At 74.3% G+C, this 25,110-nt stretch carries 28 protein-coding genes; 9 read left to right on the plus strand and 19 right to left on the minus strand.

The features are described 5' to 3' along the window. Positions 1-32: 32 nt before the first annotated feature. Complete coding sequence (locus tag GV155_RS14240; RefSeq protein ID WP_160008971.1) at positions 33-482, minus strand: hypothetical protein; 450 nt, start codon at positions 480-482, stop codon at positions 33-35. A 20-nt stretch (positions 483-502) separates the two neighbouring features. Further along, on the minus strand, positions 503-1,093 hold the full coding sequence (gene sigE, locus GV155_RS14245) for an RNA polymerase sigma factor SigE (protein WP_236554333.1): 591 nt from the start codon (positions 1,091-1,093) through the stop codon (positions 503-505). A gap of 345 nt (positions 1,094-1,438) precedes the next feature. Between sigE and GV155_RS14250 the strand changes: the two genes are divergently transcribed. Further along, positions 1,439-1,972 (plus strand): O-methyltransferase, encoded by a 534-nt coding sequence (locus GV155_RS14250; protein ID WP_442938846.1) that lies wholly within the window; start codon positions 1,439-1,441, stop codon positions 1,970-1,972. Between the two features lie 3 nt (positions 1,973-1,975). Here GV155_RS14250 and GV155_RS14255 read toward each other — a convergent pair whose 3' ends face one another. Both GV155_RS14255 and GV155_RS14260 read right to left on the minus strand, forming a co-directional pair. After that, the gene (locus tag GV155_RS14255; RefSeq protein ID WP_160008976.1) at positions 1,976-3,547 is read right to left on the minus strand and encodes a leucyl aminopeptidase family protein; all 1,572 of its coding nucleotides are present in this window, start codon (positions 3,545-3,547) and stop codon (positions 1,976-1,978) included. Beyond that, a complete protein-coding gene (locus tag GV155_RS14260) occupies positions 3,544-3,711 on the minus strand; it encodes a DUF3117 domain-containing protein (RefSeq protein ID WP_160008978.1) in 168 nt (55 codons plus the stop codon). Before GV155_RS14260 ends, GV155_RS14255 begins: the two co-directional genes overlap by 4 nt. Positions 3,712-3,860: 149 nt before the next feature. Between GV155_RS14260 and GV155_RS14265 the strand changes: the two genes are divergently transcribed. Next, positions 3,861-4,655: an enoyl-CoA hydratase/isomerase family protein gene (locus GV155_RS14265; protein WP_160008980.1), complete on the plus strand. Its 795-nt coding sequence runs from the start codon at positions 3,861-3,863 to the stop codon at positions 4,653-4,655. A 47-nt stretch (positions 4,656-4,702) separates the two neighbouring features. Here the strand turns inward: GV155_RS14265 and GV155_RS14270 are convergent, their stop codons facing one another. The 4 genes from GV155_RS14270 to dapE are packed head-to-tail and all read right to left on the minus strand — an operon-like array spanning position 4,703 to position 7,226. Further along, positions 4,703-5,128 carry a hypothetical protein gene (locus GV155_RS14270; RefSeq protein WP_160008982.1) on the minus strand — a complete coding sequence of 142 codons (426 nt, stop codon included), beginning with the start codon at positions 5,126-5,128 and terminating at the stop codon, positions 4,703-4,705. Positions 5,129-5,143: 15 nt separating this feature from the next. Next, a complete protein-coding gene (locus GV155_RS14275) occupies positions 5,144-5,401 on the minus strand; it encodes a DivIVA domain-containing protein (protein WP_236554334.1) in 258 nt (85 codons plus the stop codon). Further along, positions 5,398-6,147: a TIGR00730 family Rossman fold protein gene (locus tag GV155_RS14280; protein ID WP_236554335.1), complete on the minus strand. Its 750-nt coding sequence runs from the start codon at positions 6,145-6,147 to the stop codon at positions 5,398-5,400. Before GV155_RS14280 ends, GV155_RS14275 begins: the two co-directional genes overlap by 4 nt. Further along, positions 6,144-7,226 carry a succinyl-diaminopimelate desuccinylase gene (dapE, locus tag GV155_RS14285; RefSeq protein ID WP_160008984.1) on the minus strand — a complete coding sequence of 361 codons (1,083 nt, stop codon included), beginning with the start codon at positions 7,224-7,226 and terminating at the stop codon, positions 6,144-6,146. Before dapE ends, GV155_RS14280 begins: the two co-directional genes overlap by 4 nt. A 159-nt stretch (positions 7,227-7,385) precedes the next feature. On the opposite strand from dapE, the gene GV155_RS14290 reads away from it, so the two are divergent. The 3 genes from GV155_RS14290 to GV155_RS14300 all read left to right on the plus strand — a co-directional run bounded on the left by GV155_RS14290 (position 7,386) and on the right by GV155_RS14300 (position 9,763). After that, positions 7,386-8,009, plus strand: a complete 624-nt coding sequence (locus GV155_RS14290) for a hypothetical protein (protein ID WP_160008986.1) — start codon at positions 7,386-7,388, stop codon at positions 8,007-8,009. A gap of 81 nt (positions 8,010-8,090) precedes the next feature. Next, a complete protein-coding gene (locus GV155_RS14295; protein ID WP_201300173.1) occupies positions 8,091-8,834 on the plus strand; it encodes a TetR/AcrR family transcriptional regulator C-terminal domain-containing protein in 744 nt (247 codons plus the stop codon). A 17-nt stretch (positions 8,835-8,851) separates the two neighbouring features. Then, the gene (locus GV155_RS14300; protein WP_160008988.1) at positions 8,852-9,763 is read left to right on the plus strand and encodes an oxidoreductase; all 912 of its coding nucleotides are present in this window, start codon (positions 8,852-8,854) and stop codon (positions 9,761-9,763) included. A 22-nt stretch (positions 9,764-9,785) separates the two neighbouring features. Here GV155_RS14300 and GV155_RS14305 read toward each other — a convergent pair whose 3' ends face one another. From GV155_RS14305 to GV155_RS14320, 4 genes are all read right to left on the minus strand, one after another. Further along, positions 9,786-10,460, minus strand: coding sequence for a VOC family protein (locus GV155_RS14305; protein WP_160008990.1), 675 nt, complete (start codon positions 10,458-10,460; stop codon positions 9,786-9,788). A 4-nt stretch (positions 10,461-10,464) separates the two neighbouring features. Beyond that, a complete protein-coding gene (ileS, locus tag GV155_RS14310; RefSeq protein WP_160008992.1) occupies positions 10,465-13,752 on the minus strand; it encodes an isoleucine--tRNA ligase in 3,288 nt (1,095 codons plus the stop codon). 215 nt (positions 13,753-13,967) lie between these two features. After that, the gene (locus tag GV155_RS14315; RefSeq protein ID WP_160008994.1) at positions 13,968-14,570 is read right to left on the minus strand and encodes a hypothetical protein; all 603 of its coding nucleotides are present in this window, start codon (positions 14,568-14,570) and stop codon (positions 13,968-13,970) included. A 10-nt stretch (positions 14,571-14,580) separates the two neighbouring features. After that, the gene (locus tag GV155_RS14320; protein ID WP_201300174.1) at positions 14,581-14,964 is read right to left on the minus strand and encodes a DNA polymerase ligase N-terminal domain-containing protein; all 384 of its coding nucleotides are present in this window, start codon (positions 14,962-14,964) and stop codon (positions 14,581-14,583) included. Between the two features lie 67 nt (positions 14,965-15,031). On the opposite strand from GV155_RS14320, the gene GV155_RS14325 reads away from it, so the two are divergent. From GV155_RS14325 to GV155_RS14335, 3 genes are read left to right on the plus strand one after another with little or no spacing between them, the layout of a single operon-like run. Then, complete coding sequence (locus GV155_RS14325; protein WP_236554336.1) at positions 15,032-15,565, plus strand: DinB family protein; 534 nt, start codon at positions 15,032-15,034, stop codon at positions 15,563-15,565. A gap of 47 nt (positions 15,566-15,612) precedes the next feature. Then, the gene (gene dapD / locus GV155_RS14330) at positions 15,613-16,605 is read left to right on the plus strand and encodes a 2,3,4,5-tetrahydropyridine-2,6-dicarboxylate N-succinyltransferase (RefSeq protein ID WP_160011390.1); all 993 of its coding nucleotides are present in this window, start codon (positions 15,613-15,615) and stop codon (positions 16,603-16,605) included. A gap of 34 nt (positions 16,606-16,639) precedes the next feature. Then, positions 16,640-17,638: a hypothetical protein gene (locus GV155_RS14335; protein ID WP_201300175.1), complete on the plus strand. Its 999-nt coding sequence runs from the start codon at positions 16,640-16,642 to the stop codon at positions 17,636-17,638. Positions 17,639-17,762: 124 nt separating this feature from the next. On the opposite strand, the gene dapC is transcribed toward GV155_RS14335, so the two are convergent. Together dapC and fdxA are read right to left on the minus strand one after the other, a co-directional pair. Next, the gene (dapC, locus tag GV155_RS14340) at positions 17,763-18,869 is read right to left on the minus strand and encodes a succinyldiaminopimelate transaminase (RefSeq protein WP_236554501.1); all 1,107 of its coding nucleotides are present in this window, start codon (positions 18,867-18,869) and stop codon (positions 17,763-17,765) included. Between the two features lie 5 nt (positions 18,870-18,874). Then, positions 18,875-19,201 (minus strand): ferredoxin, encoded by a 327-nt coding sequence (fdxA, locus tag GV155_RS14345; protein WP_160008998.1) that lies wholly within the window; start codon positions 19,199-19,201, stop codon positions 18,875-18,877. 67 nt (positions 19,202-19,268) lie between these two features. Between fdxA and GV155_RS14350 the strand changes: the two genes are divergently transcribed. Then, positions 19,269-20,198, plus strand: a complete 930-nt coding sequence (locus GV155_RS14350; RefSeq protein ID WP_160009000.1) for a GNAT family N-acetyltransferase — start codon at positions 19,269-19,271, stop codon at positions 20,196-20,198. A 3-nt stretch (positions 20,199-20,201) separates the two neighbouring features. On the opposite strand, the gene GV155_RS14355 is transcribed toward GV155_RS14350, so the two are convergent. The 5 genes from GV155_RS14355 to GV155_RS14375 form a co-directional block, all read right to left on the minus strand. After that, positions 20,202-21,158 carry a DUF389 domain-containing protein gene (locus tag GV155_RS14355; protein ID WP_160009002.1) on the minus strand — a complete coding sequence of 319 codons (957 nt, stop codon included), beginning with the start codon at positions 21,156-21,158 and terminating at the stop codon, positions 20,202-20,204. A gap of 70 nt (positions 21,159-21,228) precedes the next feature. Beyond that, positions 21,229-23,004 (minus strand): VanW family protein, encoded by a 1,776-nt coding sequence (locus tag GV155_RS14360; protein WP_160009004.1) that lies wholly within the window; start codon positions 23,002-23,004, stop codon positions 21,229-21,231. A 10-nt stretch (positions 23,005-23,014) separates the two neighbouring features. Next, positions 23,015-23,383 (minus strand): DUF6113 family protein, encoded by a 369-nt coding sequence (locus GV155_RS14365; RefSeq protein WP_160009006.1) that lies wholly within the window; start codon positions 23,381-23,383, stop codon positions 23,015-23,017. A gap of 4 nt (positions 23,384-23,387) precedes the next feature. Next, positions 23,388-24,308 (minus strand): N-acetyl-1-D-myo-inositol-2-amino-2-deoxy-alpha-D-glucopyranoside deacetylase, encoded by a 921-nt coding sequence (mshB, locus tag GV155_RS14370; RefSeq protein WP_160009008.1) that lies wholly within the window; start codon positions 24,306-24,308, stop codon positions 23,388-23,390. A gap of 10 nt (positions 24,309-24,318) precedes the next feature. Continuing rightward, the gene (locus GV155_RS14375; RefSeq protein WP_201300176.1) at positions 24,319-25,074 is read right to left on the minus strand and encodes an NUDIX domain-containing protein; all 756 of its coding nucleotides are present in this window, start codon (positions 25,072-25,074) and stop codon (positions 24,319-24,321) included. Between the last annotated feature and the right edge of the window lie 36 nt (positions 25,075-25,110).

Consider the following 25,110-nt stretch of genomic DNA (forward strand, 5'->3'; position numbering starts at 1 on the left):
GTCCCCCCAGCGGTGCCTCCCCCGCGGCGCGGTCAGCGACCGCCGCGGCCCGACCGGTCCAGGGCCGGGGTGACGCCCGGCAGCGTGGGACCGAGCGGGGTGAGCTGGGTCAGCGGCGTGCGCTGGTCCATGGTCGGCGCCGTCGGCGCCGCGGCGGGCGAGGCACCCAGGGCGAGCACCCCGAGCATGGCGGCACCGACGGCGCTGCCACCGACCGCGACGACACCGACGCCGATCGCGCGGCGGGGACGGTGCTCGGCCTCGGTCCAGTCGGAGAGGCGTACCGGGAGTCCGGGCGCGCCGAGGAGCGAGCCCTTGAGGTGGTCCGGGGCCCCGCCGCTGCCGTCGGAGAGCCGCGCCAGCCGGCGCTTCACCCAGCCCTCACGCTCGACGAGGTCACGGCACTGGTGGCACTCGTGGACGTGGTTCCAGGCGCGCTCGGTCTCGACGGGGTCCAGGCGCCCGTCGAGGAGCGCGCTCACCCGCGAGCCGAGGTGTCCGATCACGTCAGCGCCCGGCGGACCACCGGCAGCGGTCCCGTCGCCGGCCCGGAGTAGCGGGCCCGTCCGTTCTCCGGCGCCCGGTGCGCCAGTGCGGTGCGCAGCTGGGCACGACCGCGGTGGATGCGGGACCGGACGGTGCCGAGCTTGGCGCCGAGGATCTCCGCGATCTCCTCGTAGGAGAGGCCCTCGACGTCGCAGAGCACGACGGCCGCGCGGAAGTCCGGCGCCAGGGTGGCCAGGGCGCGCTCGACGTCGTCGTCGAAGGTGCGGTCGGCGTAGGCCGTCCCGGGCTCGGGGGTCGTGCTCGAGAGCGAGTCGGCGCGGGCGTCGGAGAGCGCGTCGAAGCGGATCCGCTGCTTGCGGCGGGCCTGGTCGAGGAAGAGGTTGGTGGTGATCCGGTGCAGCCAGCCCTCGAAGGTGCCGGGGGTGTAGCCGTCGAGGGAGCGGAAGACCCGGACGAAGACCTCCTGCGTCAGGTCCTCGGCGTCGTGCTTGTCGCCGGTGAGCCGGTAGGCCAGGCGGTAGACCCGGTCGGAGTGCCGCTCCACGACCTCGTGCCAGGTCGGAGGGACGTGCGACGTGGCGTCCATGGTGGCTCCTGCGACCGAGGGGGGTGCCGTGACCGGCATCGGGGACCTCCACGGTAGGGCTCGGGGCTGAGACGGGCCTGAGAGACGGATCCGGGGACCGAACCGGGCCCGCGGCCCCGACGACGACCTCGTCCCCACCAACGTCCGGGGGCGTCCGGGCGTTCCCGGGTCCTGCTGGCGCTACGGTGGACGCCCGCACACCGCACCCCGCGCGCCACCCGGCGCCGTCCCCAGGAGGCCGCCATCAGCACCCCCCTCACGCCTGCCAGCCAGGCGTTCGCCGACGGGCTCGTGGCCGAGGACGACGCGCTCGCCGCTGCGCGCGTCCGCGCGGAGGAGGTCGGCGTGAGCGCCGTGACGCCCGGCGCCGGCGCGGCCCTCTGCTTCCTGGCCAGCGCCCTGGGCGCCCGCTCGGTGGTCGAGATCGGGACCGGTACGGGCGTCTCCGCCCTGTGGCTGCTGCGCGGCATGCGCCCCGACGGGGTCCTGACGACCGTCGACGTCGAGGCCGAGCACCAGCGCCTGGCCCGCACCGGCTTCGCCGAGGCCGGCGTCCCGTCCTCCCGGGTGCGCACCATCGCCGGCGCCGCCCTGGACGTGCTCCCGCGCCTGACCGACGGCCACTACGACCTCGTCGTGGTCGACGGCGACCGCCGCGAGTACGCCGCCTACCTCGACGAGGCGCTGCGCCTGCTGCGCCCCGGGGGCGTCGTCGTGCTCGACCACGCCCTCGGCGGGGGCCGGGTGGCCGACCCCGCGCAGCGCGACGAGCAGACCGTGGCCGTGCGCGACCTGGTGCAGGGCGTGGCCGAGCGCGACGACCTGGTCACGGTGCTGCTGCCCGTGGGCGACGGCCTGCTGGCCGCCACCAAGCGGTAGGCCCTAGGACCCGACCCCGGCCACGGGGTCGGGGCCGCCGAGCCAGGTCAGCAGGGCCCGGGCGCCGAAGCCCGAGGGTCCGGCGGTCCACTCGTCGTGGTCGGTCGGCACGTCGCCGACCGGGGCCACGTCGAGGTGCGCCCAGGGCACGGAGCCGGCGAAGCGCTTCAGGAACAGCGCCGCGACGATCGCGCCCGGCCCCGCGCCGGCGTTGTCGGAGTCGGCCACGCCGGAGGCCAGCTTGTCGGCGTAGGCGGTGTGCAGCGGCAGCCGCCACAGCGGCTCACCGGACCCGGCACCGGCCTCGAGCAGACGGTCGGCCAGCGTGTCGTCGTCGGTGAAGAGCGCACCGGTGCGCTGCCCGAGCGCGACCTTGGCCGCGCCTGTCAGCGTGGCGACGTCGACCAGCACGTCGGGCTCGACCTCCGCCACCGCGTAGGCCATCGCGTCGGCGAGGACCAGGCGGCCCTCGGCGTCGGTGTTGGTGACCTCGGTGGTGCGGCCGCCGTAGTGGCGCAGCACGTCGCCAGGACGCATCGAGGAGCCGGAGACGGCGTTCTCGGCGCAGGCCAGCAGCCCGACCACGCGGACGGGGCAGCCGAGGTCGCGCAGGGCGGCCATCACCGCGAGCACCACGGCCGCGCCGGTCATGTCGCGCTTCATCGTCGACATCGCCTCGGCCGGCTTGATGGACAGCCCGCCGGAGTCGAAGGTGATGCCCTTGCCGACCAGCGCCACGGTGGGCGTACGACGCCCGGCGCGCGGCGGGGCGTAGTCGAGGCGGACCAGCCGCGGCGGGGAGACCGAGCCCTGCCCGACGCCGAGGATGCCGCCGAACCCGTCGCGGGCCAGGTCGGTCTCGTCCCAGACGGTGACCTCGAGGCCGGCGGTGGCGGCGACCCCACGGGCCTGCTCGGCCATCCAGGCGGGGTTCTTCAGGTTCGAGGGGACGGTGGCCAGGGTGCGGGCCCGCCAGCCGGCACCGCCCAGCGCCACGGCGCGGTCCAGCGCGGGGCGCGAGCCGTCCGGGTCCGACAGGCCGGCGAGCACGATCCGGCGCACCGGGGGCTGCTCCGGGGCCGACGAGCGCCAGTGGAAGACGAAGGAGCCGAGCATCGCGCCGACGACCAGGGCCTCCAGGCCCGCGTCGTCGGTGATCGCGGCCAGCGAGGTGGCGACGTCGCCGCGCCCCCGGGTGGCCCGGGCCAGGGCCGCACCGGCGCGACGGAGGTCGGTGGGCATCGCCGCGCCGACGCCGACGAGCAGCACGAGCCGCAGGTCGGGGCAGGAGGCGTTCCCGCCGGCCACCGGCACCGTGACGACCTCACCGGTGCGCCCGGTCGCGTGGGCGGCCTCCGCCACGCCGACCAGGTCGAGGCCGAGGGCCTCGCCGAGCTCCTCGGCCCCGGGGCCCAGGATCGGGCCCCCCTCCTGCGCGTCGCCGGCGGCGTCGTCCGCGTCCTGCGGGAGGACGGGGACGGCGACCACCTCGGCGCCGAGCAGCAGGTGCGCCGCACGCTCGCTGAGGGCGAGCTGCGGAGGAGAGTGCTGAGCCGGGAGCGCGGCGGAGGTCACCCGACGACGTTCTTGAGGGCGTCGCCGAGGTTCGTGGCCTCCTCGGCGTTGAGCTCCACCACCAGGCGGCCGCCGCCCTCGAGCGGGACGCGCATCACGATGCCGCGACCCTCCTTGGTGACCTCGAGGGGACCATCGCCCGTCCTCGGCTTCATGGCCGCCATGCGGCACACCTCTTCCCTTGTCGTCCGATGGGGCCGGACCCCATATCCTCGCCCGCACCGAGCGGACCGCTCCATTATCCCCCATGGGAGCGGTGACCCGCAGCACAGGGGCGTCGCGGCCCGCCGCGCGGACTGCCAGACTGACCCGCATGACCGACGCGCCCGTGCTCCTCGACGTTGGCGACGGCGTCGCCATCGTCACCCTCAACCGCCCCGACGCGATGAACAGCCTCGACGTCGCCACGAAGGTGCTGCTCCTCGAGACGCTGCGCCAGGTCGCCGACCTCGACAGCGTCCGCTGCGTCGTGCTTACCGGGACCGGGCGCGCCTTCTGCACGGGCCAGGACCTCAAGGAGCACATCGGCCTGCTGCGCAGCAGCAGCAGCGGCCCCCGACTCTCGACGGTCGAGGAGCACTACAACCCGATCGTGACCGCGCTGGTCGAGATGCCCAAGCCCACCGTGGCCGCGCTCAACGGCGTGGCCGCCGGTGCCGGGGCGAGCCTGGCGCTGGCCTGCGACCTGCGGCTCGTGGCGGACACCGCGGGCTTCAACTTCGCCTTCGCGAACGTGGCGCTGTCCTGCGACACCGGCATGAGCTGGACCCTGCAGCGGATCGTGGGGCGGGCCAGGGCCCTGGAGCTGCTGTACTTCCCGCGCACCGTCGGCGCCGAGGAGTCGGCGTCCCTCGGCCTGGCCACCACGGTGGTGGCCCCCGAGGACCTGGTCGGCGAGACCGCCGCCCTGGCCGGGCGCCTCGCGGCCGGCCCGACGGTCGCGCTCGCCTCGATCCGCGAGGCGGTCACCTTCGCCGGGGACCACCCGTTCGCCGAGGCGCTGGCCACCGAGGCGCGGCTGATGAACCGCACCGGTGGCACCGCTGACCACGAGGCCGCGGTCGCGGCCTTCGTGGCCAAGCAGAAGCCGGTGTACGAGGGGCGCTGACCCCCGCACCACCGGACCGGCACCACCGGGCCGTCAGGACCCGGCCGTCAGACCCGGCCGTCGGCGTAGGCCCAGGTCAGGACGCCGACGCACACCAGCGTGCCCAGGTGGGCCAGCAGCGACAGCCCCGGGCCGGCCGACCACCCGTCGGTGGCTGTTGCGGCGGCGCGCTTGCCGCGCGCGGGGAGCCACCGCGCCAGGATCATCAGGCCGGCCCCGGCGGTGACCCACCAGGCTGCGAGGGCGACGATGCCGAGCAGGGAGGCGGCGTCGTCGGGGACGGCGTCGAGCCACGTGGTGCCCAGGACCAGCAGGGCCAGCCACAGCACCAGCGCGGTCAGCCCGGCGACGGTGTGCACCGTCAGGACCGACCGGCCCCGGCCGGCCACCTGCCCGCGTCGCAGTCGCAACCGCGTCAGCACGACCGACGCCGCTGCAAGGAGGGTGCACAGCACCACGACCAGGCTCGACACGTCCGGCAGTGTGCCCTACCTCGTCCCGGCGCCGCCATCACGCTCGGCGGCGAGACGGTCGAGCAGGGCGTCGACGTCGGCCATCCGGTAGCCCCGCAGCGCGAGCGGGAACCGGACCCGCCGGAGGTCGTCGGCGGTGAGAGGGCCGGTGGCCGGCACGTCGGGAGCCGGGTCGTCGTCACCGGCAGGGGCCAGCGGACCCCCGCGCCCGGCGGCCACGACCGCGACGCCGCCCAGCAGCAGCACGGCCAGCACGACCAGCAGCCAGGTCACGCCGGTCCCTGCCCGCCGTCGCCCTCGCCGGCCGCGTCGCGGCGCATCAGTGCGACGGCCTCGCCGACGTCGTCGGTCACCACGAGCTGGTCCAGGTCGGCGCGGCTCATCTTGCCCCCCGCGACCACGCTCTCGCGGAGCCAGTCGATCAGGCCCGACCAGTACGCCGTGCCGAGCAGCACCACGGGGAAGGCGGTCACCTTCCCGGTCTGCACCAGCGTGAGCGCCTCGAACAGCTCGTCGAGGGTGCCGAGGCCACCGGGGAGGACCACGAACCCCTGGGAGTACTTGACGAACATGGTCTTGCGGGCGAAGAAGTAGCGGAAGTCGATCCCGAGGTCGACCCAGTCGTTGAGGCCGGTCTCGAACGGCAGCTCGATCCCGAGCCCCACGCTGGTGCCGCCGGCCTCGCTGGCGCCCTTGTTCGCAGCCTCCATCACCCCGGGGCCGCCGCCGGTGATCACCGCGAACCCGGCCTCCGCCAGGGCCCGCCCCACCTGCTCGCCCTGGGCGTACGCCGGGTCGTCGGCCGGGGTGCGCGCGGACCCGAACACCGCGACCGCCGGGCCGAGCTCGGCCAGCGCACCGAAGCCCTCGACGAACTCCGCGGTGATCCGCTGGACGCGCCACGGGTCCGTGTGGACCCAGTCCGTGGGCCCGCGGGAGTCCAGCAGCCGCTGGTCGGTGGTGGTCCCGTCGACCTGGCCGCGCCGCTGTAGCACCGGGCCCTTGTTCTTCGACCTCACGACGTCGCCTCCTCGCCGCGCAGCCAGGCGGCAAGACGTTCCTCGCAGTGGCGGACCTGCTCCACCGGCACGTGCTCCTCGGCCTTGTGGGCCAGCAGCGGGTCGCCAGGGCCGTAGTTGACGGCCGGCACCCCCAGCGCGGTGAAGCGAGCCACGTCGGTCCAGCCGAACTTTGGGTTCACCTGGCCGCCGACCGCGGCCACGAAGGCGGCCGCGGCGGGCCGGTCGAGACCGGGCAGGGCCGCCGGGCCGAGGTCGGTCAGGGTGACCTCGAAGCCCTCGAACACGCCGCGGACGAACGCCTCGGCTTCCTCGGCCGACCGGTCGGGGGCGAAGCGGTGGTTGACCTCGACCACGCACTCGTCGGGCAGGACGTTGCCGGCGACACCGCCCCGGATCCCCACGGCGTTCAGGCCCTCGTGGTACTCCAGCCCGTCGATGACCGGGCGGCGGGCCTCGTAGGCGCGCAGCCGCTCCAGCACCGGGGCCGCCTGGTGGATGGCGTTGACGCCCTTCCAGCTGCGCGCGGAGTGCGCCCGCTCGCCCGTCGCGCGCACCTCGACGCGCAGGGTGCCCTGGCAGCCCGCCTCGACGACGGCGTTCGAGGGCTCCATCAGGATCGCGAAGTCGGCCTCGAGCAGCTCGGGGGCCACCTCGGTGAGGTGGCGCAGGCCGTTGAAGACCTCGTCGATCTCCTCGGCCTCGTACAGGACGTAGGTGACGTCGCGGACCGGCTCGGGCACGGTGGCGGCCAGCCGCAGGATGACGGCGTCGCCGCCCTTCATGTCACAGGTCCCCAGGCCGTGCAGGAGGCCGGTGGCCTCGTCGAGCCGGCTGGGGAGGTTGTCGTGCACCGGCACGGTGTCGAGGTGACCCGCGAGCACCACGCGCTCGGCCCGGCCGAGGTCGGTCCGGGCGACCACGGTGTGGCCGTGGCGGACGACGCTCAGGTGGGGCAGGGCGCGCAGCGCCTCCTCGACCGCGTCGGCGATCTGCTGCTCGCCCCGGCTGACGGACTCGATGTCCACCAGGGCGCGGGTCAGGCTGACGACGTCGGTGCTGAGGTCCAGGGTGGTCACGCAGCCATCCAACCCCACCGGCCCGAGCGCCGGGCCGGGCCGGTCCTTCTCGCCCTCGGCCCGGAGCTGCTGCCTCTCTCACCCCTTGCGGCCGACCTTACGACGTAAGGTCAACCCTTTCAGGGTGATGCACGATCGCCCGTTCACAGGAGGAAAGACATGACCACGCAGCCCACCCCCACCGGAGCCGAGCCGGTCCAGCCCGTCCGCACCGAGGACCGCAAGACCGTGGTCGCGCGCGAGAAGGACGCCTTCGGCGGCGTCAAGATCGGTGCGGCCTTCTTCGGCTGGCTGGTCGCCACGGGCATGACCGTCGTGCTGACCGCGCTGCTCGCCGCCGTCGCCGGCGGGCTCAACCTCGTCTCCAGCCCCGCCGAGCTGAGCGACGCCGCCCAGGCCAACAACGTCAGTGCCGAGGAGATCGGCTGGGGCGCGGCCATCGTCGTCCTCGTCGTCGTGTTCCTGGCCTACCTCGCCGGCGGCTACGTCGCGGGCCGGATGGCGCGCTTCAACGGCCTCAAGCAGGGCGCAGCCGTGTTCGGCTGGTCGGTCTTCATCGCCGTCGTCGTCGCGATCCTCGGGGCCGTCGCCGGCGCCCAGTACAACGTGCTCAGCGAGATCAACAGCTTCCCGAACATCCCCTCCAGCCTCGAGGGCCTGACCCTGCAGGGCGTCGTCGTCCTGGTCGGCGTGGTCGCGGCCGCCCTGGTCGGCGCCATGCTCGGCGGCCTCACCGGGATGCGCTACCACCGCCGCATCGACAAGGCCGGCCTCGGCCGCTGATCGACCGCGTCCACCACGGGGCCGCTCCTCACCCCCTCGTGCTGCCTAGCCTGACCTGCACGGACCGAGAGGACGAACCCCGTGGTGGACGACACCCCCGATGAGCCGGCCGACGCCGACGCCGAGATCGTGGCCGGGCGCGAGCCGCCCTCGGCCCGGGTCCCGCTCGACCGCGACCTGATCGTGGCCGAGGCCGTCACCTTCCTCGACGAGGTCGGGCCGGGCGGGCTCACGATGCGCCGCCTCGGGGCCCGGCTCAACGTCGAGGCGATGTCGCTCTACCGCTACGTGCCGGGCAAGGAGGACCTCCTCGACGCGATCGTCGAGCACCTGATCACCGGGCTCTACAGCGACCCCGAGGTGCTCGCCGAGCCGCGCGACGGCTGGCAGGACTTCCTCCAGCGTCTTGCCCACGGCGTGCGCCGGATGGCGCTGCGGCACGTCAAGGCCTTCCCGCTGGTCGCCTCGCGCCCGCCCGAGGCGCCCTGGCTGCGCCCTCCGCTGCGCAGCGTCGACTGGGTCGAGTCGTTCCTCGCCGGGCTGCTGGCCGAGGGCTTCACCGACGAGGCGGCCGTGGCGGCGTACCGCGGCTTCACCAGCTTCCTGCTCGGCCACCTGCTGCTGGAGGTCTCGACCCACGGCGCCGACGTCGGGCCGCTCGACGTCGTCGAGGACACCACGCCGGACCCGTCGCTGGAGGACTTCCCCACGGTGCAGCGGCTGAGTGGCGAGCTCTCCGAGGACCACGCCGGGGAGGAGTTCGAGATCGCCCTGGAGCAGCTGCTGGAGCGCATCACGGCCCTCAAGGTCGAGCACCAGGACTGACCGGGCAGGATCGGGCCATGAGCACCTGGACCGCACGCGACATCCCCGACCTCTCCGGCCGCACCGCGGTGGTCACCGGCGCCAACACCGGCCTCGGCAAGGAGACCGCGCGCGAGCTGGCCCGCAGCGGCGCCCGCGTCGAGCTCGCGGTCCGCGACGAGGTCAAGGGCCGCGCGGCGGCCGACGAGATCCGCGCCGACGTGCCCGGCGCGGACCTGCACGTGCAGCACCTCGACGTCTCCTCGCTGGCCTCGGTCCGCTCCGCGGCCGACGAGCTGCGTGGCCGGCACGACCGGATCGACCTGCTCGTCAACAACGCCGGGGTGATGTACACCCCCCGTTCCACCACCGAGGACGGCTTCGAGCTCCAGCTCGGCACGAACCACCTCGGCCACGTCGCCCTGACCGGGCTGCTGCTCGACCGGCTCCTCGCCGCCCCGGCCGCCCGCGTGGTCGCGGTGAGCAGCGTGGCCCACAAGGTCCGCTCGCGGATCGACTTCGACGACCTCGCCCTCGAGCGCGGCTACGACCGGGTGGCGGCGTACGGCCGCTCGAAGCTGGCGAACCTGCTCTTCGCCTACCGCCTCGACCAGCTGCTCCGGGCGGCGGGCGCCCCTGCGGTGGCGCTGGCGGCGCACCCGGGCGTCTCCGACACCGAGCTGACCCGCCACAGCCCCGGTCCCCTGCGGCTCGGTGCCCGGCTCGGCGGACGGTTCCTCAACTCCGCCGCCGTCGGCGCGCTGGCGACGCTGCGCGCCGCCACCGACCCCGACGCCCGGGGCGGGGAGTACTACGGCCCCCGCGGGCCGGGCGAGGCCGTCGGCCACCCGGTGCGGGTGCTGTCGACCGAGGCCTCGCACGACGGGGCGACCCAGCGCCGGCTGTGGGACGTGTCCTGCGAGCTGACCGGGGTGTCGTTCGACCTCTGACCCGGCCCCGTGGTGGCGGCGGTCAGGCGGGGAAGACGCAGAACTCGTTGCCCTCGGGGTCGGCGAGCACGGTCCAGCCCGGGGTGTCCCAGCGGTGGGTGGCGCCGAGCAGGACCAGCTCGTCGCGGTCTCCGACGAGGTCCCAGTGCACGCGGTTGGGCGCCACCTTGGCCTCCGGCACCGGCACGAAGTCCAGGGTCAGCCGCTCGTCCGGGCCGGCGCCCTCGAGGGTCGCGTAGCCCTCGTCGGCGTGGTGCACCGGCTCCACCCCGAGCACCCTGCCCCACCAGGCGGCCTGCGCGAACGGGTCGCGGCAGTCGACCACCACGCCGTGCAGGCGGTACGCGGGCGGCTCGTCGCGGACGAACACGCAGAACTCTCCACCCTCGGGATCGGCCATCACGGTCCAGATGAACCCCGACTCCTCCGCCGGGAGCACGACGCGGGCGCCCAGCGCCTCCACCTCGGCCACCGAGCCGGCGTCGACGTCGAGGTGCAGGCGGTGCTTGACGCGTCGCGGCGTGGAGGTCGGGTTGATCCAGACCCGGTGCCGGTCGGTGGGGCCGGCCAGCGACACCGGCCCCGGCGTGGAGGCGCGGTCGGCCTCCACCTCCAGGCCGATCACCGCTGCCCAGAACCCCGCCAGCAGCGCGGGGTCGTCGGCGTCGAGGCAGAGGTCCTTCCAGCGGGCGGTCACCGGCTCAGGCTCCCACCGGCGCCACCGTCACCGCCAGGGCGTCGCCCGGCACCAGGTCGACCGAGGTCGCCAGGGTCTCCCGGGCCAGCAGCTCGGCGTGCGTGCTCGCCGCGGCCAGCTGGTCCTCGGGCCCGGTGAGCGTCAGCGCGATCCGGTCCGAGACCTCCAGGCCGGCGTCGCGCCGGGCCTGCTGGACCGCGCGGACGAGGTCGCGGGCGACGCCCTCGGCCGCCAGCTCGGGGGTGACCGCGGTGTCGAGCACGACGAACCCGGCCGCTCCCCCGCCGACCATCGCCACCACGGCGTCCTCGTCGGTGGAGCCGGCGACGGTCTCCAGGGCGTACTCGCCCTCGACCAGCGCCAGGCCGCCGGCGACGACGGAGCCGTCCTCGGCCACCGACCAGTCCCCGGACTTCGAGGCACGGATCGCGACCTGCACGTCCTTGCCCAGCCGGGGCCCAGCAGCCCGGGCGTTGACGGTGAGCCGCTGGTCGACGCCGTACGACGCCGCCTCCGGGTCGTCCGCGGCGAGGAACCGGACCTGCTTGACGTTGACCTCGTCGGCCACGATCGCCTCGAAGCCGCCCAGCGCGGCCGGGTCGGCCACGACCACGGTCAGCGTGGCCAGCGGGAGCCGGTTGCGCAGCCCGGCGGCCTTGCGCAGCGCCGACGTCGTCGAGCAGACCTCCCGCACGGTGTCCATCGCGGCCACCAGCGCGTCGTCGGCCGGCAGCTCGTCGAGGGCGGGCCAGTCGGTCAGGTGCACCGAGCGGCCACCGGTGAGGCCGCGCCAGACCTCCTCGGTGGTCAGCGGCAGCAGCGGCGCGGTCACCCGGCAGACGGTCTCGAGGACCGTCCACAGCGTGTCGAACGCGCCGGTCTCGAGGTCGGTGCCGCTGGCCCAGAACCGCTCGCGCGAGCGCCGGACGTACCAGTTGGTGAGCACGTCGATGAACGAGCGCGTGGCGTCGCAGGCCTCGGCGACGGCGTAGTCGTCGAGCGCGGTCGTCATCTGCGCCACCCACTGCCGGGTCTTGGCCAGCAGGTAGCGGTCCAGCGGGTCGGTCGAGGTCGTCGAGCGGGACGCCTCGTAGCCGGCGGCGTTGGCGTAGAGGCTGAAGAAGTACCAGGTGTTCCACAGCGGGATCAGCACCTGGCGCACCGAGTCGCGGATGCCCTGCTCGGTGACGACCAGGTTGCCGCCGCGCAGGATCGGGCTCGACATCAGGAACCAGCGCATCGCATCGGCGCCGTCGCGGTCGAAGACCTCGCGCACGTCGGGGTAGTTGCGCAGCGACTTGCTCATCTTCGCCCCGTCGGAGCCCAGCACGATGCCGTGGCTGACGCAGGCCGAGAAGGCCGGGCGGTCGAAGAGCGCGGTGGCCAGCACGTGCAGCGTGTAGAACCACCCGCGGGTCTGCCCGATGTACTCGGTGATGAAGTCGCCCGGGAAGTGGCCCTGGAGCACGTCGGTGCCGTCGAACCAGTCGGCGTTCTCGAACGGGTAGTGCACCTGGGCGAAGCTCATCGAGCCGGAGTCGAACCACACGTCGAGCACGTCGGCGACGCGGCGCATCGAGCTCTGCCCCTCCTCCGGCGTACGCGGGTCGTCGGGGTTGGGCCGGACCAGCTCGTCGACGAAAGGACGGTGCAGGTCGGGGTTGCCGTCGCGGTCGCGCGGCAGCCGCCCGAAGTCGCGCTCGATCTCCTCGAAGGAGCCGTAGACGTCCAGGCGCGGGTACGCCTCGTCGTCGCTCTTCCACACCGGCACCGGGCTGCCCCAGAAGCGGTTGCGGGTGATCGACCAGTCGCGCGCGTTCTCCAGCCACTTGCCGAACTGGCCGTCGCGGATGTGCTCGGGCACCCACCGGACCTGCTGGTTGAGCTCGACCATCCGGTCCTTGAACGCGGTGACCTCGACGAACCAGGACGAGACGCCCTTGTAGATCAGCGGCTCGCGGCAGCGCCAGCAGTGCGGGTAGGAGTGGTCGTAGGTCTCGCGACGCAGCAGCACGGTCCCCGGGCTCACCGAGCCGCTCGGCGCGCGATCCTCACCGATCACGAGGGTCGCGCCACGGAGGTGGTCGATGACGTGCAGGTTGGCGTCGAAGACGTTCATCCCGGCGTAGTCGACGACCGGCGCGGTGAACCGCCCGTCCTTGCCGACCGGCATCACGGCCTCGATGCCCTCGCGGTCGGTGACCTCCTTGTCGACCTCACCGAACGCGCCGGCGGTGTGCACGACCCCCGTGCCGTCGGTGGTGGTCACGGCGTCGTCGGCGGCGACCACGCGGAAGGCGTTCTCGTGACCGGCGTAGTAGGTGAACGGCGGGGTGTAGGTCAGCCCGACCAGGTCGGCGCCCCGGTGACGCGAGAGCACCTCGGGCTCCTCGCCCAGCTCCCGGGCGTAGGCGGGCAGGCGCGCCTCGGCCAGCAGGTAGCGCTCGGGCAGCCCGGTCGCCTCGGAGGCCACGACGACGTAGTCGATGTCGGAGCCGACCATCACCGCGAGGTTCGAGGGCAGGGTCCAGGGCGTGGTCGTCCAGATCAGGATCTTCACGCCACGGAGCGGGTCCGACTCGTCGCGGCCGTGCAGCGTGTAGCCGACGGTGACCGCGGGGTCCTGGCGGTTGCGGTAGGTCTCCTCGTCCATCCGCAGCTCGTGCGCGGACAGCGGGGTCTCGTCGTTCCAGCAGTACGGCAGGACGCGGAATCCCTCGTAGACCAGGCCCTTCTCGTGCAGCTGCTTGAAGGCCCAGATCACCGACTCCATGTAGTCGGGGTTCATCGTGCGGTAGTCGTTGTCGAAGTCGACCCAGCGCGCCTGGCGGGTGACGTAGTCGCGCCACTCGCCGGTGTACTTCATCACCGAGGCGCGGCAGGCGTCGTTGAACTTCTCGACGCCGAGCTCGAGGATCTCCTCGGTCGTCTTGATGCCGTTGAGCCGCATCGCCTCCAGCTCGGCCGGCAGCCCGTGGGTGTCCCAGCCGAAGCGGCGCTCGACCCGCTTGCCGCGCATCGTCTGGTAGCGCGGGACGAGGTCCTTGACGTACCCGGTGAGCAGGTGGCCGTAGTGCGGCAGTCCGTTGGCGAACGGCGGGCCGTCGTAGAAGACGAACTCGTCCGAGCCGTCGGCACCGGCGTCGCGCGCCTCGATGCTGGCCTGGAAGGTGCCGTCGGCCGCCCAGTAGGCGAGCACCCGCTCCTCGATCGCGGGGAAGCGCGGGCTCGAGGACACCCCGGCCGGGGAGTCGGAGCCGGTGGCGTCGTGCGAGACGAGGGGGTAGGTCATGGGTGGCTCTCCTGCGGGCGTCGGCGTCGTGCGAGGACGACGTCTGCCGCGGTACCACCTCGCTTGCCCCTGCCCCGGGTGCCCGGGACGGGCCACTCTGTGCGGCTGTGACGGGCCCACCCGTCCGGTTCTACTGAGCACTCGCGTGCCGTTCCTCCGGAGGCTCGCCGCTGATGACGGCTCGAACGCCTGTGGGGCCAGCGTACGGCGGTCCGTCAGCGGCGGTCCAACCAGGCCAGCGCGCGCACCGCGGCGTCGTCGGCCGTGAGGTCGGTGTTGTCGAGGCGCAGGTGCGCTCCGCCGGTCGCCGTGACCGAGGCGATCACGGCGTCCGCGGCCGACGGGTGGTCGGGGTCGGTCGTCATCCGCCACTGCTGCTCGATCTCGCGGACGTGCGCGTCGGACCAGGCGAGGTCGGCCTTGGACGGCTTGGCGGCGATCCGGTCGACGCCGGTGTTGCGGACCAGCCGCGTCCCCAGGTCGGCCACCAGCTCGAGGACCGAGACCGGCAGGCCGGCGTCGAGGTAGGGCCGGACGAGCGCCCGGACCAGCTCGGCGTCCTCGTCGAGGTCCACGGCCCACACGAAGGTGAAGACCAACCGGGTGCCGGCCCGAGCGGCCTCCTCGACCACCCGACGCCGGAACTCGTCGTTGAGGACCATGAAGGGCGGCGTGCCGTGGCCGAAGACCTCGATCAGCGGCTCGATCGTGTGGTGGTTGTGGAAGAGCCGGAAGTCGCTGCGCGCGCAGAGCGCCCGGCCGACGGTCATCTTGCCGACCGCCGGCGGTCCGGTCACCAGGAGCAGCTCGCCCGTCATGGGGCGGACGCTAGCCGGGCGCGGGCTGCTCGCGCAGGAGGTGGAGCAGGTGGTGGCTGTCCGGGTGACCGGAGCCGCCGGTGCGGACCAGCGCGTACCGGCGTACCCCGGAGGTGCCGTGCAGGTCGAGCACGGTGCGGCGCTCGGTGCGGTCCACCGCCTCCCACCAGCCGTGGTCGGCGATGCTCTTGTGCTCGTCGGTGTAGGTCGCGTGCTCCAGGTCGTGGTCGGGCACCGCGATCGCCAGCCGGTCGGCGCCGGTGTCGGAGGGCAGGCCCTTGGGCAGCGCCCAGGACCGCAGCACGCCGTCCTCCTCCAGGCGGAGGTCGTGGTGGAGACGGGGCCGCTCGTGACGGTGCAGCACGAAGACGGGGCGGCCGGCGGGGTCGGGCACCGCCCCATCCTCCCCGCCCGCCAAGAACCGCGTTGCGCCCGCGGCTCGCAGGGGCCACGGTGGGCGCGTGAGCGACATTTGGACCACCGACGGACCCGACCCGCGCGAGGCGACCGGACCGACCCGGGGCGAGAAGGCGTGCGTGGTCGACTACCTGCGTGCCTACCGGCTGACGCTGCAGATGAAGTGCGAGGGCCTCGACGCCGAGCAGCTGGCGAGGCGCTCCGTGCCGCCGTCGTCGATGTCCCTTCTCGGGCTGGTGCGGCACCTGGCGAAGGTCGAGCACACCTGGGCACGGCAGTGCCTGGAGGGCCAGAACCTGCCGCGGCTCTACGTCACCGACGACGAGCCGGACGCGGACTTCGACGGGGCCGTCGCCGACGACGCCGTGGTCGCCGAGGCCTGGGAGGCGTGGCACCGCGAGGTGTCCCATGCCGAGCAGGTGGTGGAGCGGCTGGACGACCTCGGGGCGCTGGTGTCCTGGCACGGTGACGGGATCGAGGTCCGCGACGTCCTGGTGCACCTCGTCGAGGAGTACGCCCGCCACGTCGGTCACGCCGACCTGCTCCGCGAGTGCGTCGACGGACGCACGGGGCAGTGAGCCGGCTGCGCTGGCTAGGCTGACGCACCGTGACCGACGCTTCGATGATGCCCCTGTCCGAGGACCACCAGGACGAGACCGGCACGGCCGCCGACGGGCCCCGTCCCTCCGCCGCCGCGCACGGCCGGGGCCTGGCCACGATCGCGACCGACGGGTCCGTGCTGGACGTCTGGTTCCCCGCGCCCGTGCTGGGCGACGCCCCGTCCGGGGCGGTCGACCTCGACCTCGACGCGCTGGCCGGGGCCGACGCGGCCCGGGGCGTACGTCGTGAGGTCGTCGACGTGGAGATCGCCGACCTCGCCGCAGCGCCGGCGAGCACCGCGGAGGTCTGGCTGCGCCTCCACCTGCTCTCCCACCGCCTGGTCCGCCCGCACGGGATGTCGATGGAGGGCGTCTTCGGGCTGCTCACGAACGTGGTGTGGACCTCCGCCGGCCCGTGCGCCGTGGAGGGCTTCGAGCTCACCCGGGCGCGGATGCAGGCCGCAGGGCTGCACGTCACCGTGCTCGGGGTCGACAAGTTCCCGCGGATGGTCGACTACGTCGTGCCGAGCGGCGTCCGCGTCGCCGACGCCGACCGGGTACGCCTGGGCGCCCACCTCGCGCCGGGCACGACCGTCATGCACGAGGGGTTCGTGAACTTCAACGCCGGCACGCTCGGCGCCTCGATGGTCGAGGGCCGGGTCTCGGCGGGCGTCGTGGTCGGGGACGGCTCCGACATCGGCGGCGGCGCCTCGATCATGGGCACCCTGTCCGGCGGCGGCACCCAGGTGATCTCGGTCGGCGAGCGGTGCCTGCTGGGCGCCAACGCCGGGATCGGGATCTCGCTCGGCGACGACTGCGTGGTCGAGGCCGGCTGCTACGTCACCGCGGGCACCAAGGTGACCGTGGTCGGCGACGACGAGCCGCGGGTGGTCAAGGCCGTCGAGCTCTCCGGCGTGGACCACCTGCTGTTCCGCCGCAACTCGGTCTCGGGCGCGGTCGAGGTCGTCGCGCGCGAGGGCGGCGCCCCAGCGCTGAACGCCGCCCTGCACGCCAACTGACCCCGGGCTTGGCCGCGTCGCGGAGGATGGACGCATGACGACCAGGAGCGCCGCCGCGGCCCGCCGCCGCGGCGTCGTGGCCGGTGTGCTCGGCCTCGCCGTGCTCGGGACGGCCACCGTCGTCGGCTGGGACGCGCTCCGGGGCAGCTCGGTGCTGCCCGGCTCCGCGCAGTGCGTGGCGGTGGTGGACGGTCACGAGGTCGGCCTGGAGGCCGAGCAGGCCGAGAACGCCGCTCTGATCACGGCGATCTCCGTGCGTCGCGGGATGCCGGCCCGCGCGGCGTCCATCGCCCTGGCCACGGCGTACCAGGAGTCCGACCTCTACAACGTCGAGTTCGGCGACCGCGACTCCCTCGGCCTCTTCCAGCAGCGGCCCTCGCAGGGCTGGGGCACCGAGGAGCAGGTGCTCGACCCGGTCTACAGCACCAACGCCTTCTACGACGCGCTCGCCGAGGTCGACGGCTACGAGGGCCTCGAGATCACCGTGGCCGCCCAGGAGGTGCAGCGCTCGGGCTTCCCGGACGCCTACGCCGACCACGAGCTCGACGCCCGGGCGCTCGCCTCCGCGCTGACCGGCAACTCCCGCGCCTCCTTCACCTGCGAGACCGCCGACGACGCCGAGCCCGCCAGCACCGAGCTCACCGGCGTCGGCCTCACGCCCCGCGCCGAGACCGTGCGCCAGGAGCTGCTGGCCGTCTTCGGCGACGGCCTGGCCCTGGGCGGGTACGCCCCCGAGGGCGTCTCGACCGGTCACATGGAGGGCTCGGCCCACTACTCCGGCCGGGCGGTCGACGTGTTCGTGCGGCCCATCAACGAGGACAACAAGACCCGCGGCTGGGCGATGGCGCACTACCTGGTCGCCCAGGCCGACCGGCTCGACGTCGACACCGTCATCTTCGACGCACAGATCTGGACCACCCGCCGCTCCGACGAGGGCTGGCGCGACTACGACGTCGACACCTCCGACGTCGACCAGGCGACCGCAGCCGTGCTGGAGCACCGCGACCACGTGCACGTCGACGTGGCGGAGTAGCCGGGAGGGACGGGCCCACCCGGGTCCCGCCGGGCGTTCATGTCATGAGAAGCAGGTGGACGGCCCCTCCAGACCTGCATCTCATGACACGAGTGCCGAGGTCCGACCGCTGGAGGTGGGCGCCTCAGGCCAGGCGGCGTACGGCGGCGTCGACCCGCTCGTCGGTGGCGGTGAACGCCACCCGGACGTGCTCGGAGCCGGCCGCGCCGTAGAACACGCCCGGCGCCACGAGGACGCCGCGCTCGGCCAGGTCGGCGACGGTGGTCCAGCAGTCCTCGCCCCGGGTGGCCCAGAGGTAGAGGGACGCCTCCGAGTGGTCGATCCGGAAACCGGCGCCCTCGAGCGCCCCGCGCAGCCGGGTGCGGCGCGCGGCGTACCGAGCGTGCTGCTCGTGGGCGTGGTCGGTGTCGGCGAGCGCGACGGCCATCGCCCGCTGCTGCGGTCCGGGCATCATCAGGCCGAGGTTCTTGCGCACGGCCAGCAGCTCGGCCAACAGGGCGGCGTCACCGACGACGAACGCGCAGCGGTAGCCGGCCAGGTTGGAGCGCTTCGAGAGCGAGTGGACCGCCAGGATGCCGTCCGTCGAGCCGCCGTTGACATCGGGGTGCAGCACCGAGACGGGCTCGGCGTCCCACGCGCACTCGAGGTAGCACTCGTCGGAGACCAGGACCGTGCCGCGCTCGCGGCACCACTCGACTACCTTGCGCAGGTGCTCGACCGGGAGCACGCGACCGGTCGGGTTCGACGGCGAGTTCAGCCACAGCAGCGCCGGCGCCTCCGGCCCGAAGGAGGTCAGCGAGTCGGTCGCCACCGGCCTCGCGCCGGCCAGCACGGCCCCGACCTCGTAGGTCGGGTAGGCCAGCTCCGGGAACGCGACGACGTCGCCCGGACCGATCCCGAGCTGGCCCGGGAGGTGGGCGACGAGCTCCTTGGAGCCGGTCACCGGCAGCACCTGGTCCAGGCCGAGGCCGGTCACGCCGTGGTCGCGCGCCAACCAGTCCAGGACGGCCTGGCGGGTCGACTCCAGGCCCAGGGTCGTCGGGTAGCCCGGGGAGTCGGCCGCGTCACGCAGCGCCTGCTGCACGACCTCGGGGGTCGGGTCGACCGGGGTGCCGACCGAGAGGTCGACGATCCCGTCCGGGTGCCGGCGCGCGGTGGCGGCGTACGACGTGAGCCGGTCCCACGGGAAGTCCGGCAGCCGGGCCGAGACCGACGGCCGCGACGGCCGGATCGGCGTCAGCCTTCCTGGTTCTGCGGGGGCAGCGCGGCGATCATCGGGTGGTCCTTGTCGATCTCGCCCATCTTGGCGGCGCCGCCCGGGGAGCCCAGGTCGTCGAAGAAGTCGACGTTGGCTGCGTAGTAGTCCTTCCACTCCTCCGGGGTGTCGTCCTCGTAGAAGATGGCCTCGACCGGGCACACCGGCTCGCAGGCGCCGCAGTCGACGCACTCGTCGGGCTGGATGTAGAGCATCCGCTTGCCCTCGTAGATGCAGTCGACGGGGCACTCGTCGACGCAGGCGCGGTCCTTGAGGTCGACGCACGGCTGGGCGATGACGTAGGTCATCCGGTCCTCCAATGACGAGCAGGTGCACGGGGGTGGTCGGGGAGCGTCGTCAGCCTAGTATCCCCGCGTGCCACCCTCTCCCCCCGCCCGTGGACTGGGCCCGCACGTCGTGGGCCTCCGGGTCGTCGTACGCCGTCTCGTCCCGGGCGAGACCGGCCCGAGCGGCGGCCCCGCGATGACGGACCTGCTGGGGGTCTGCACCTCCTGGGGCGACCAGGAGTGCGTGGTGCAGCCGGAGTCCGGTCCGGCGGTCACGATCCGCCTGGTCGACGTGGTCTCGGGCAAGCCCGTGCCGCCGCGGCCCTCGGTGCGCCAGCGGGTCTCCGCCCGGGAGGCGGAGGGCCACGCGCTGGTGATGTGGCCGACCGTGGCGACCGCCGGGCTCGGCGACTGGGTGCTGCGGACCGAGACCGAGCCACGCGGCCGGCTGCTCAAGCGCGCCAACTCGGCGCTCGCGATCGGCGAGCCCGACGTCCCGCTCGACGACGCCCTCGCGCGGGTCGTGGCCTTCTACGCCACCCACGACCGCGAGCCGCTGCTCCAGGTCGAGGCCGGTTCCGTCGTCCACGCCCACGCGGTCTCGGCCGGGTGGGACGAGGTCGACGGCGGCGCCTCGACGTTCCTGCTGGGCTCGGTGTCGCGGGCGCTGCGGGCCTGCGGGTCGTCCGGGGCAGCCCCGGCGCCGGTGCTCGTCGAGGACGGCCCCCGGGCGCACGTCGTGCTCGAGCAGGACGGCCGGGTGCTCGCCCAGGGCCGCGCGGCGTACGACGGCGACTGGCTGGGGGTGCACGCCCTGCACGTCTCCGACGACCAGCGCCGCCGCGGCCTGGCCACCGCGCTGATGGCCGAGCTGCTCGACTGGGGCGCCTCGCACGGCGCGCGGACGCTGTGGCTGCACGTGGAGGTCGACAACGACCCCGCCCTGGCGCTCTACGAGCGGCTCGGCCTGCTCCCCCACCACGACCTGGCCTACCTGCGGCCGTCGGGTGGGGGCTGAGGGTCAGCGCAGCGCGCCGAACCGCCGCTCGACGAAGGTCGAGATGCGCTTCCAGAACAGCCGCTGGAAGCCCAGGAAGAGCGTCGCGGCCAGGAACAGCCCGACCAGGTTGAGCCCGAGCTGCGCGAGGGAGCCGGTGATCTCGCCGGGCTCCAGGAAGGCCAGGCCGAGCGCCAGGTTGCCCGCGGCCGGCACCGTCGTGACCGAGATGAAGACCCCGACCATCGCCGAGGTCTTGCCGAGCGACAGGGCCAGCGCCCCGACCACGCCCGCGACCAGCGCCACGATGAACGACCACACGTCGGGATGGAAGATGAAGTCGGTCTGGGGCCGGGGCCCGGTCACGTCCGACACCTCGAGCAGCCCGACCAGCCGCAGCACCAGCGCCAGCCCGACGACGGTGACGATGGCCAGCGCGAACGACCCGGTCAGCAGCAGCGCGGCCCGACGGGCCAGGCCCCACCGCCCGAAGACCACGCCGACGCAGGCCGCCGCGACCGCACCGAACTCCGGGCCCACCACCATCGCCCCCACCACCAGGACCGTCGAGTCGGTGACCACCGCGATCGCGGCCAGGACCACCGCGCAGGTCAGGAACAGCTGGTACGACAGCGTGGCGACGCTGCCGTCCTCGGCCTCCTCGAGCACCGCGTCCCAGACCACGGCGTCCTCGGGGTCCCCGGGCGCGGCCTCCTCCAGCCGCTTGGCGGCGGCGAACGGCGTGCTGTCCGGGGTCGACACCACGATCCCGCCGTGCTCGCCCACCCCGAGGTCGGCCAGCTCCCCCAGCAGCTCGTTGACCGACTCCCGGGCCACGTCGCACTCGACCAGGTCGCCCTCCGGCTCGAGCGAGACGCCCTCGTGCAGGACGACGTTGGTCCCGCAGGCGTCATCGAGCAGGAGCCGGCGTACGGCGGGGGTCAGCGAGGAGGGCACCGTCAGGCGCAGGTGGACCAGCACCGGGTGATCGTAGGGGTCGGCGGGGCCCCGCGGGCGGTGACTGCCCGCACGGGTCCAACCGGGCGCGGGGTCAGTCCGCCTGGGGGCTCCCCGGCGGCACGCACTCGACGCTGTCCGAGGGCGTGTAGACTGTCGTGAACCGCTCGGTGCGCTCGACCTCGCTGCTGCCGGGCTGGGAGAAGTCGCGGTAGACGTCGACGGTGAAGCCCTGCGAGCCGGTGTAGGCGTAGCAGTCGGGCGTGTCGAGGACCCGCGTCGTCGGCGAGGTGTAGGCGTACCGCTCGGAGGTGCGGCTCTCCACGTCCCAGGTCTTGGTCGAGTACATCGTCACGTTGACCTCGCCCTGGGTGGCACCGCTGCTCGGCGAGACCGACGCCTTGATGAGCACCCCGTGGTCGGTGTCGTTGCGGAAGCGCAGGTCCAGCACGCCCCAGGCCACGGTGGCCTCCCGGCCGACCGGGTAGCGGTCGATGTAGAACGAGTGCGGCTTGTGCTCGACGTCCTCGAGCCCGGCGAAGAACATGGCGTTGAACAGCGTCGTGGCCATCTGCGACACCCCGCCACCCAGGTCCTCGACCAGGATGCCGTCGCTGATGACGTAGCCCTCGGTGAAGCCGTTGGCGAGCGTGCGCTCGCCCACCGTGCCGTTGAGCGAGAAGGTCTCGCCCGGTTCGAGCAGCGTGCCGTCGACGAGCTCGGCGGCACGGCCTAGGTTGACGTTGCGGTAGTCCGCGTCCGGGTAGTAGGTGGAGAAGTCGGAGACGACCTCCTCCACCCCGAGACGGCGGGCGTCACGGGTGGTCAGGTCGGGCTGGTCGACCGACGCGGGCACGTCGGCGGTGCGCTTGTCCTGCGGCCGCACGAGCGCCGCGAGCAGGGCCTCGGCCACGTCCGCGGTGTCGTAGTCGACCCCGGGCTGCGCCGGGACGACCCGGGGCTCCCCGTCGACGACCTCGAAGGAGGCGTCCACCGGCTCCCCGCCGTCGGCGGTGACCCGGGCGTCCACCAGGCCGCCCAGGACGTCGGGGTCCACCTGCGGCACCAGCTCGCCGCCGTCGGCCTCGAGGGACAGCGCGGGGGCCAGCTCGGCCGGGGTGAAGGCGACCGGCGTGCCGTCGAAGCGCAGCGTGACCGGCCCCGAGAACGCCGGGTCGGCGAAGTCCGCGACGGCCGCGCGCACGTCGTCGCGGTCGATCTCGGGCCTCACGGCCTCGAGCGCGACCTCGGCGACCGGGTCGGGGTCGAGGTACGCCGTCAGCAGCGCCTCCCGGGTCGGCGCCGGGTCCAGGGTGGCCCCGTCGACGGCGTCGGTGACCTCGGGCCCCGACGGGGTCAGCGCGACCGCGCCGTCCTCGGCCGGTCGGCCGATCTCCTCCGCGGCCGCGGCGAGGGCTGCGTCCAGCGCGTCCTCGTCGACGTCGACGACGGCAGCGGCCTCGTCGCCGCCGGTGTAGTAGTCCCAGAGCCGACGGGGGTCCCAGCTGCGGCCACCGCCGACGGCGGCCACGGACGCCTCGTGGTCCACCGACAACCCGGCCTCGACCGGGTCGACCTCGACGCCGCGGTCGCCGACCTCGAGCCGCACCGCCGCCGTCTCGCGGTCGGCGAGCTGCTGCTCCAGCTCACGCACGGCGTCCTCCGGGCTGCGACCACCCACGGCGACGCCCTCGATGGTGGCCCCGCGGGGCACGTTGTCACCGGCGGCGTAGTAGGCGGCCGCCCATCCTGCGCCGACGAGCACCACCAGACCCAGGACGACCAGCCCGGCGACCAGGCCACCGGCCCGCTCCCGCCGGGACCCGTCGTCGTCCGACGAGGCAGGGGCGTCGGTGTCGAAGAGGCTCACGGCGCCCATCCTAGGAAGCCGGGGGCGCGGACGCCGACTCGGCGACGGTCCCCCGCGCCCGCAGGGGCACGGTGACGAGGGCCGCGACGACCAGGGCCAGGCCGAGCGCGAGCAGGACGTAGCCCCCGGTGTCGCTGCCGACGACGTAGTCGCCCTCCGGACGTCGCAGCGCCAGCCGCAGCACGGCGACGGCCCACCCGACCGCCAGCGGCACCCGGGCGCCCCAGCCCGGACGGGCGGCCACCGCCAGGGCCACCGTGGTCACCCCGCCGAGCAGCAGGCCCCACCACAGCGACGACAGCAGGGCCGCGCAGGCGCCGACGACCAGGCCGACGATCAGCCAGGCGACCGCGAGGACGAGCCGGGCCGCGAGACGCACGGGGTCAGGCGTCGACGCCGGCGAAGAGGTCGTCCTCGAGGCCGTCCGCACCGACCGGACCGACCTCGCCCTTGGCCAGGCGGAAGAACTCGACGCCCCACGCGGTGTCGCCGACGTTGTTGGAGAGGGCGAAGAACGGCCCGTCGAGGGTGATCTGGGTGGCGTGGGCGCGCATCGCGGCCATCTTGCGGTCGATGAAGGCCATGCCGTCGATGCCGGCGCTCAGCTCGTCGTCGGCGGTCACGAAGTGCGGCAGCGGTCCGTCGGGGTCCATGCCCTCGAACGTCGTGGTGTCCCCGGCGTCCCGCAGTGCCCGCAGGCCGGCCCGCATCCGGCTCTCCGACATGGCACCCCAGTAGATCTTCGCCACGTCCCAGGCCTCGCCGAGGTCGCGCCGGTAGGAGGTCACCGCGGCCAGGGACACGGCGTACGTCGCGACCCGGTGGGCCTGGATGTGGTCGGGGTGGCCGTAGCCGCCGAACTGGTCGTAGGTCACCAGCACCTGGGGACGGACCTCGCGGATCACCGCGACGAGGTGGTCGGCGGCCTCGGTCAGGTCGGCGTTCCAGAAGGCCCGCTCGTCGGTCTCGTCGGCCGGCACGGCGTGCCCGTCGGCGTGCCACTGCATGCCGGAGTCGCGGTAGGCGCCGTAGCCGCCGAGGTAGCGGTGGTCGGTGACGCCGAGCTCGGCCATCGCCGCGGCCAGCTCGCCGCGGCGGTGGTCGCCCAGGCCGCCGTCGCGGTCGTCGGCGAGGTGGGCGAGCTCCGGGACGAGCACCTCGCCCATCTCCCCACCGGTGCAGGTCACCAGGGTCACGCCACGGCCCTCGGCGGCGTAGCGCGCCATCGTGGCCCCCTGCCCGATGGTCTCGTCGTCGGGGTGGGCGTGCACCAGCAGCAGCCGGTGGGCGGGGGTCTCGCTCATGACGGCCAGCCTAGTGACGGCCGCCGACACCGCCCCTGGGACCGCCCCCGGGCCCTCCGTCGGGCCGCTTGACCCGGCGGGGGCCGGAGGGCAGCGGCGCGGGCGACGGCGGCAGGACCGGTACGGCCGCGGGTGACGGGTCGTCCTCCTCCCACCACCCGTCGTGCCGGTCGACGAGGACCTCGACGACGGCCGGCGGCGCGTCCGTGAGGACCGCCCAGGGGTGGTCCTCGTCGTCGTCCTCCCCGGCCAGCCGCTCCCGCTCGACGCTGGTCGCGAAGCCGTCGTCGAGCAGCCGGCGGGCCACCGCGCGGGCGTCGTCCTCCTCGAAGAGCACCACCCGCCGCGTGCCGGTCGGCGGTGTCGGGGCGCCGTCGTCGGGGGCGAGCAGCGCGGCGAGGGCCGGCAGGAACGGGCGGTCACCGTCGAGCCAGTCCAGGTCCGCCAGACCCGCCGCGTCGACCCAGCACAACCGGTCGTGCTCGCGGGCCTCGGGCTCGCCGCGCACGAGCACGGCGGTCGCCACCGCCAGCTCCAGGGCGTCGCCGACCGGGACCCGGCCCGGCAGCCACCCGGTGACCTCGACGTCGACGCCGAGCTCCTCGACCAGCTCGCGCGCGACGGCGTCGGCGGGCGCCTCGCCCGGTTCGACCTTGCCGCCGGGCAGCTCCCAGCGCCCCGCCGCGGCCGGCGGCGCCGTGCGCCGCGCCGCGAGCACCCGGCCGTCGCGCAGCACGGCCGCTCCCACCACCAGCCGTCGCGCCACGGACAGCGATGCTAGGTGACCCGGCCCGTGACAGGG

Source organism: Nocardioides sp. AX2bis (genome assembly GCF_902506435.1).
Lineage (GTDB): Bacteria > Actinomycetota > Actinomycetes > Propionibacteriales > Nocardioidaceae > Nocardioides.

What these genes read in the sequence shown, in the direction of transcription:
- sigE (WP_236554333.1), bottom strand. Translation starts at nt 1,093, where the DNA reads ATGGACGCCACGTCGCACGTCCCTCCGACCTGGCACGAGGTCGTGGAG.
- GV155_RS14260 (WP_160008978.1), bottom strand. Translation starts at nt 3,711, where the DNA reads ATGGCGGCCATGAAGCCGAGGACGGGCGATGGTCCCCTCGAGGTCACC.
- GV155_RS14265 (WP_160008980.1), top strand. Translation starts at nt 3,861, where the DNA reads ATGACCGACGCGCCCGTGCTCCTCGACGTTGGCGACGGCGTCGCCATC.
- GV155_RS14290 (WP_160008986.1), top strand. Translation starts at nt 7,386, where the DNA reads ATGACCACGCAGCCCACCCCCACCGGAGCCGAGCCGGTCCAGCCCGTC.
- GV155_RS14300 (WP_160008988.1), top strand. Translation starts at nt 8,852, where the DNA reads ATGAGCACCTGGACCGCACGCGACATCCCCGACCTCTCCGGCCGCACC.
- ileS (WP_160008992.1), bottom strand. Translation starts at nt 13,752, where the DNA reads ATGACCTACCCCCTCGTCTCGCACGACGCCACCGGCTCCGACTCCCCG.
- GV155_RS14315 (WP_160008994.1), bottom strand. Translation starts at nt 14,570, where the DNA reads ATGACGGGCGAGCTGCTCCTGGTGACCGGACCGCCGGCGGTCGGCAAG.
- dapD (WP_160011390.1), top strand. Translation starts at nt 15,613, where the DNA reads ATGCCCCTGTCCGAGGACCACCAGGACGAGACCGGCACGGCCGCCGAC.
- GV155_RS14335 (WP_201300175.1), top strand. Translation starts at nt 16,640, where the DNA reads ATGACGACCAGGAGCGCCGCCGCGGCCCGCCGCCGCGGCGTCGTGGCC.
- fdxA (WP_160008998.1), bottom strand. Translation starts at nt 19,201, where the DNA reads ATGACCTACGTCATCGCCCAGCCGTGCGTCGACCTCAAGGACCGCGCC.
- mshB (WP_160009008.1), bottom strand. Translation starts at nt 24,308, where the DNA reads ATGAGCGAGACCCCCGCCCACCGGCTGCTGCTGGTGCACGCCCACCCC.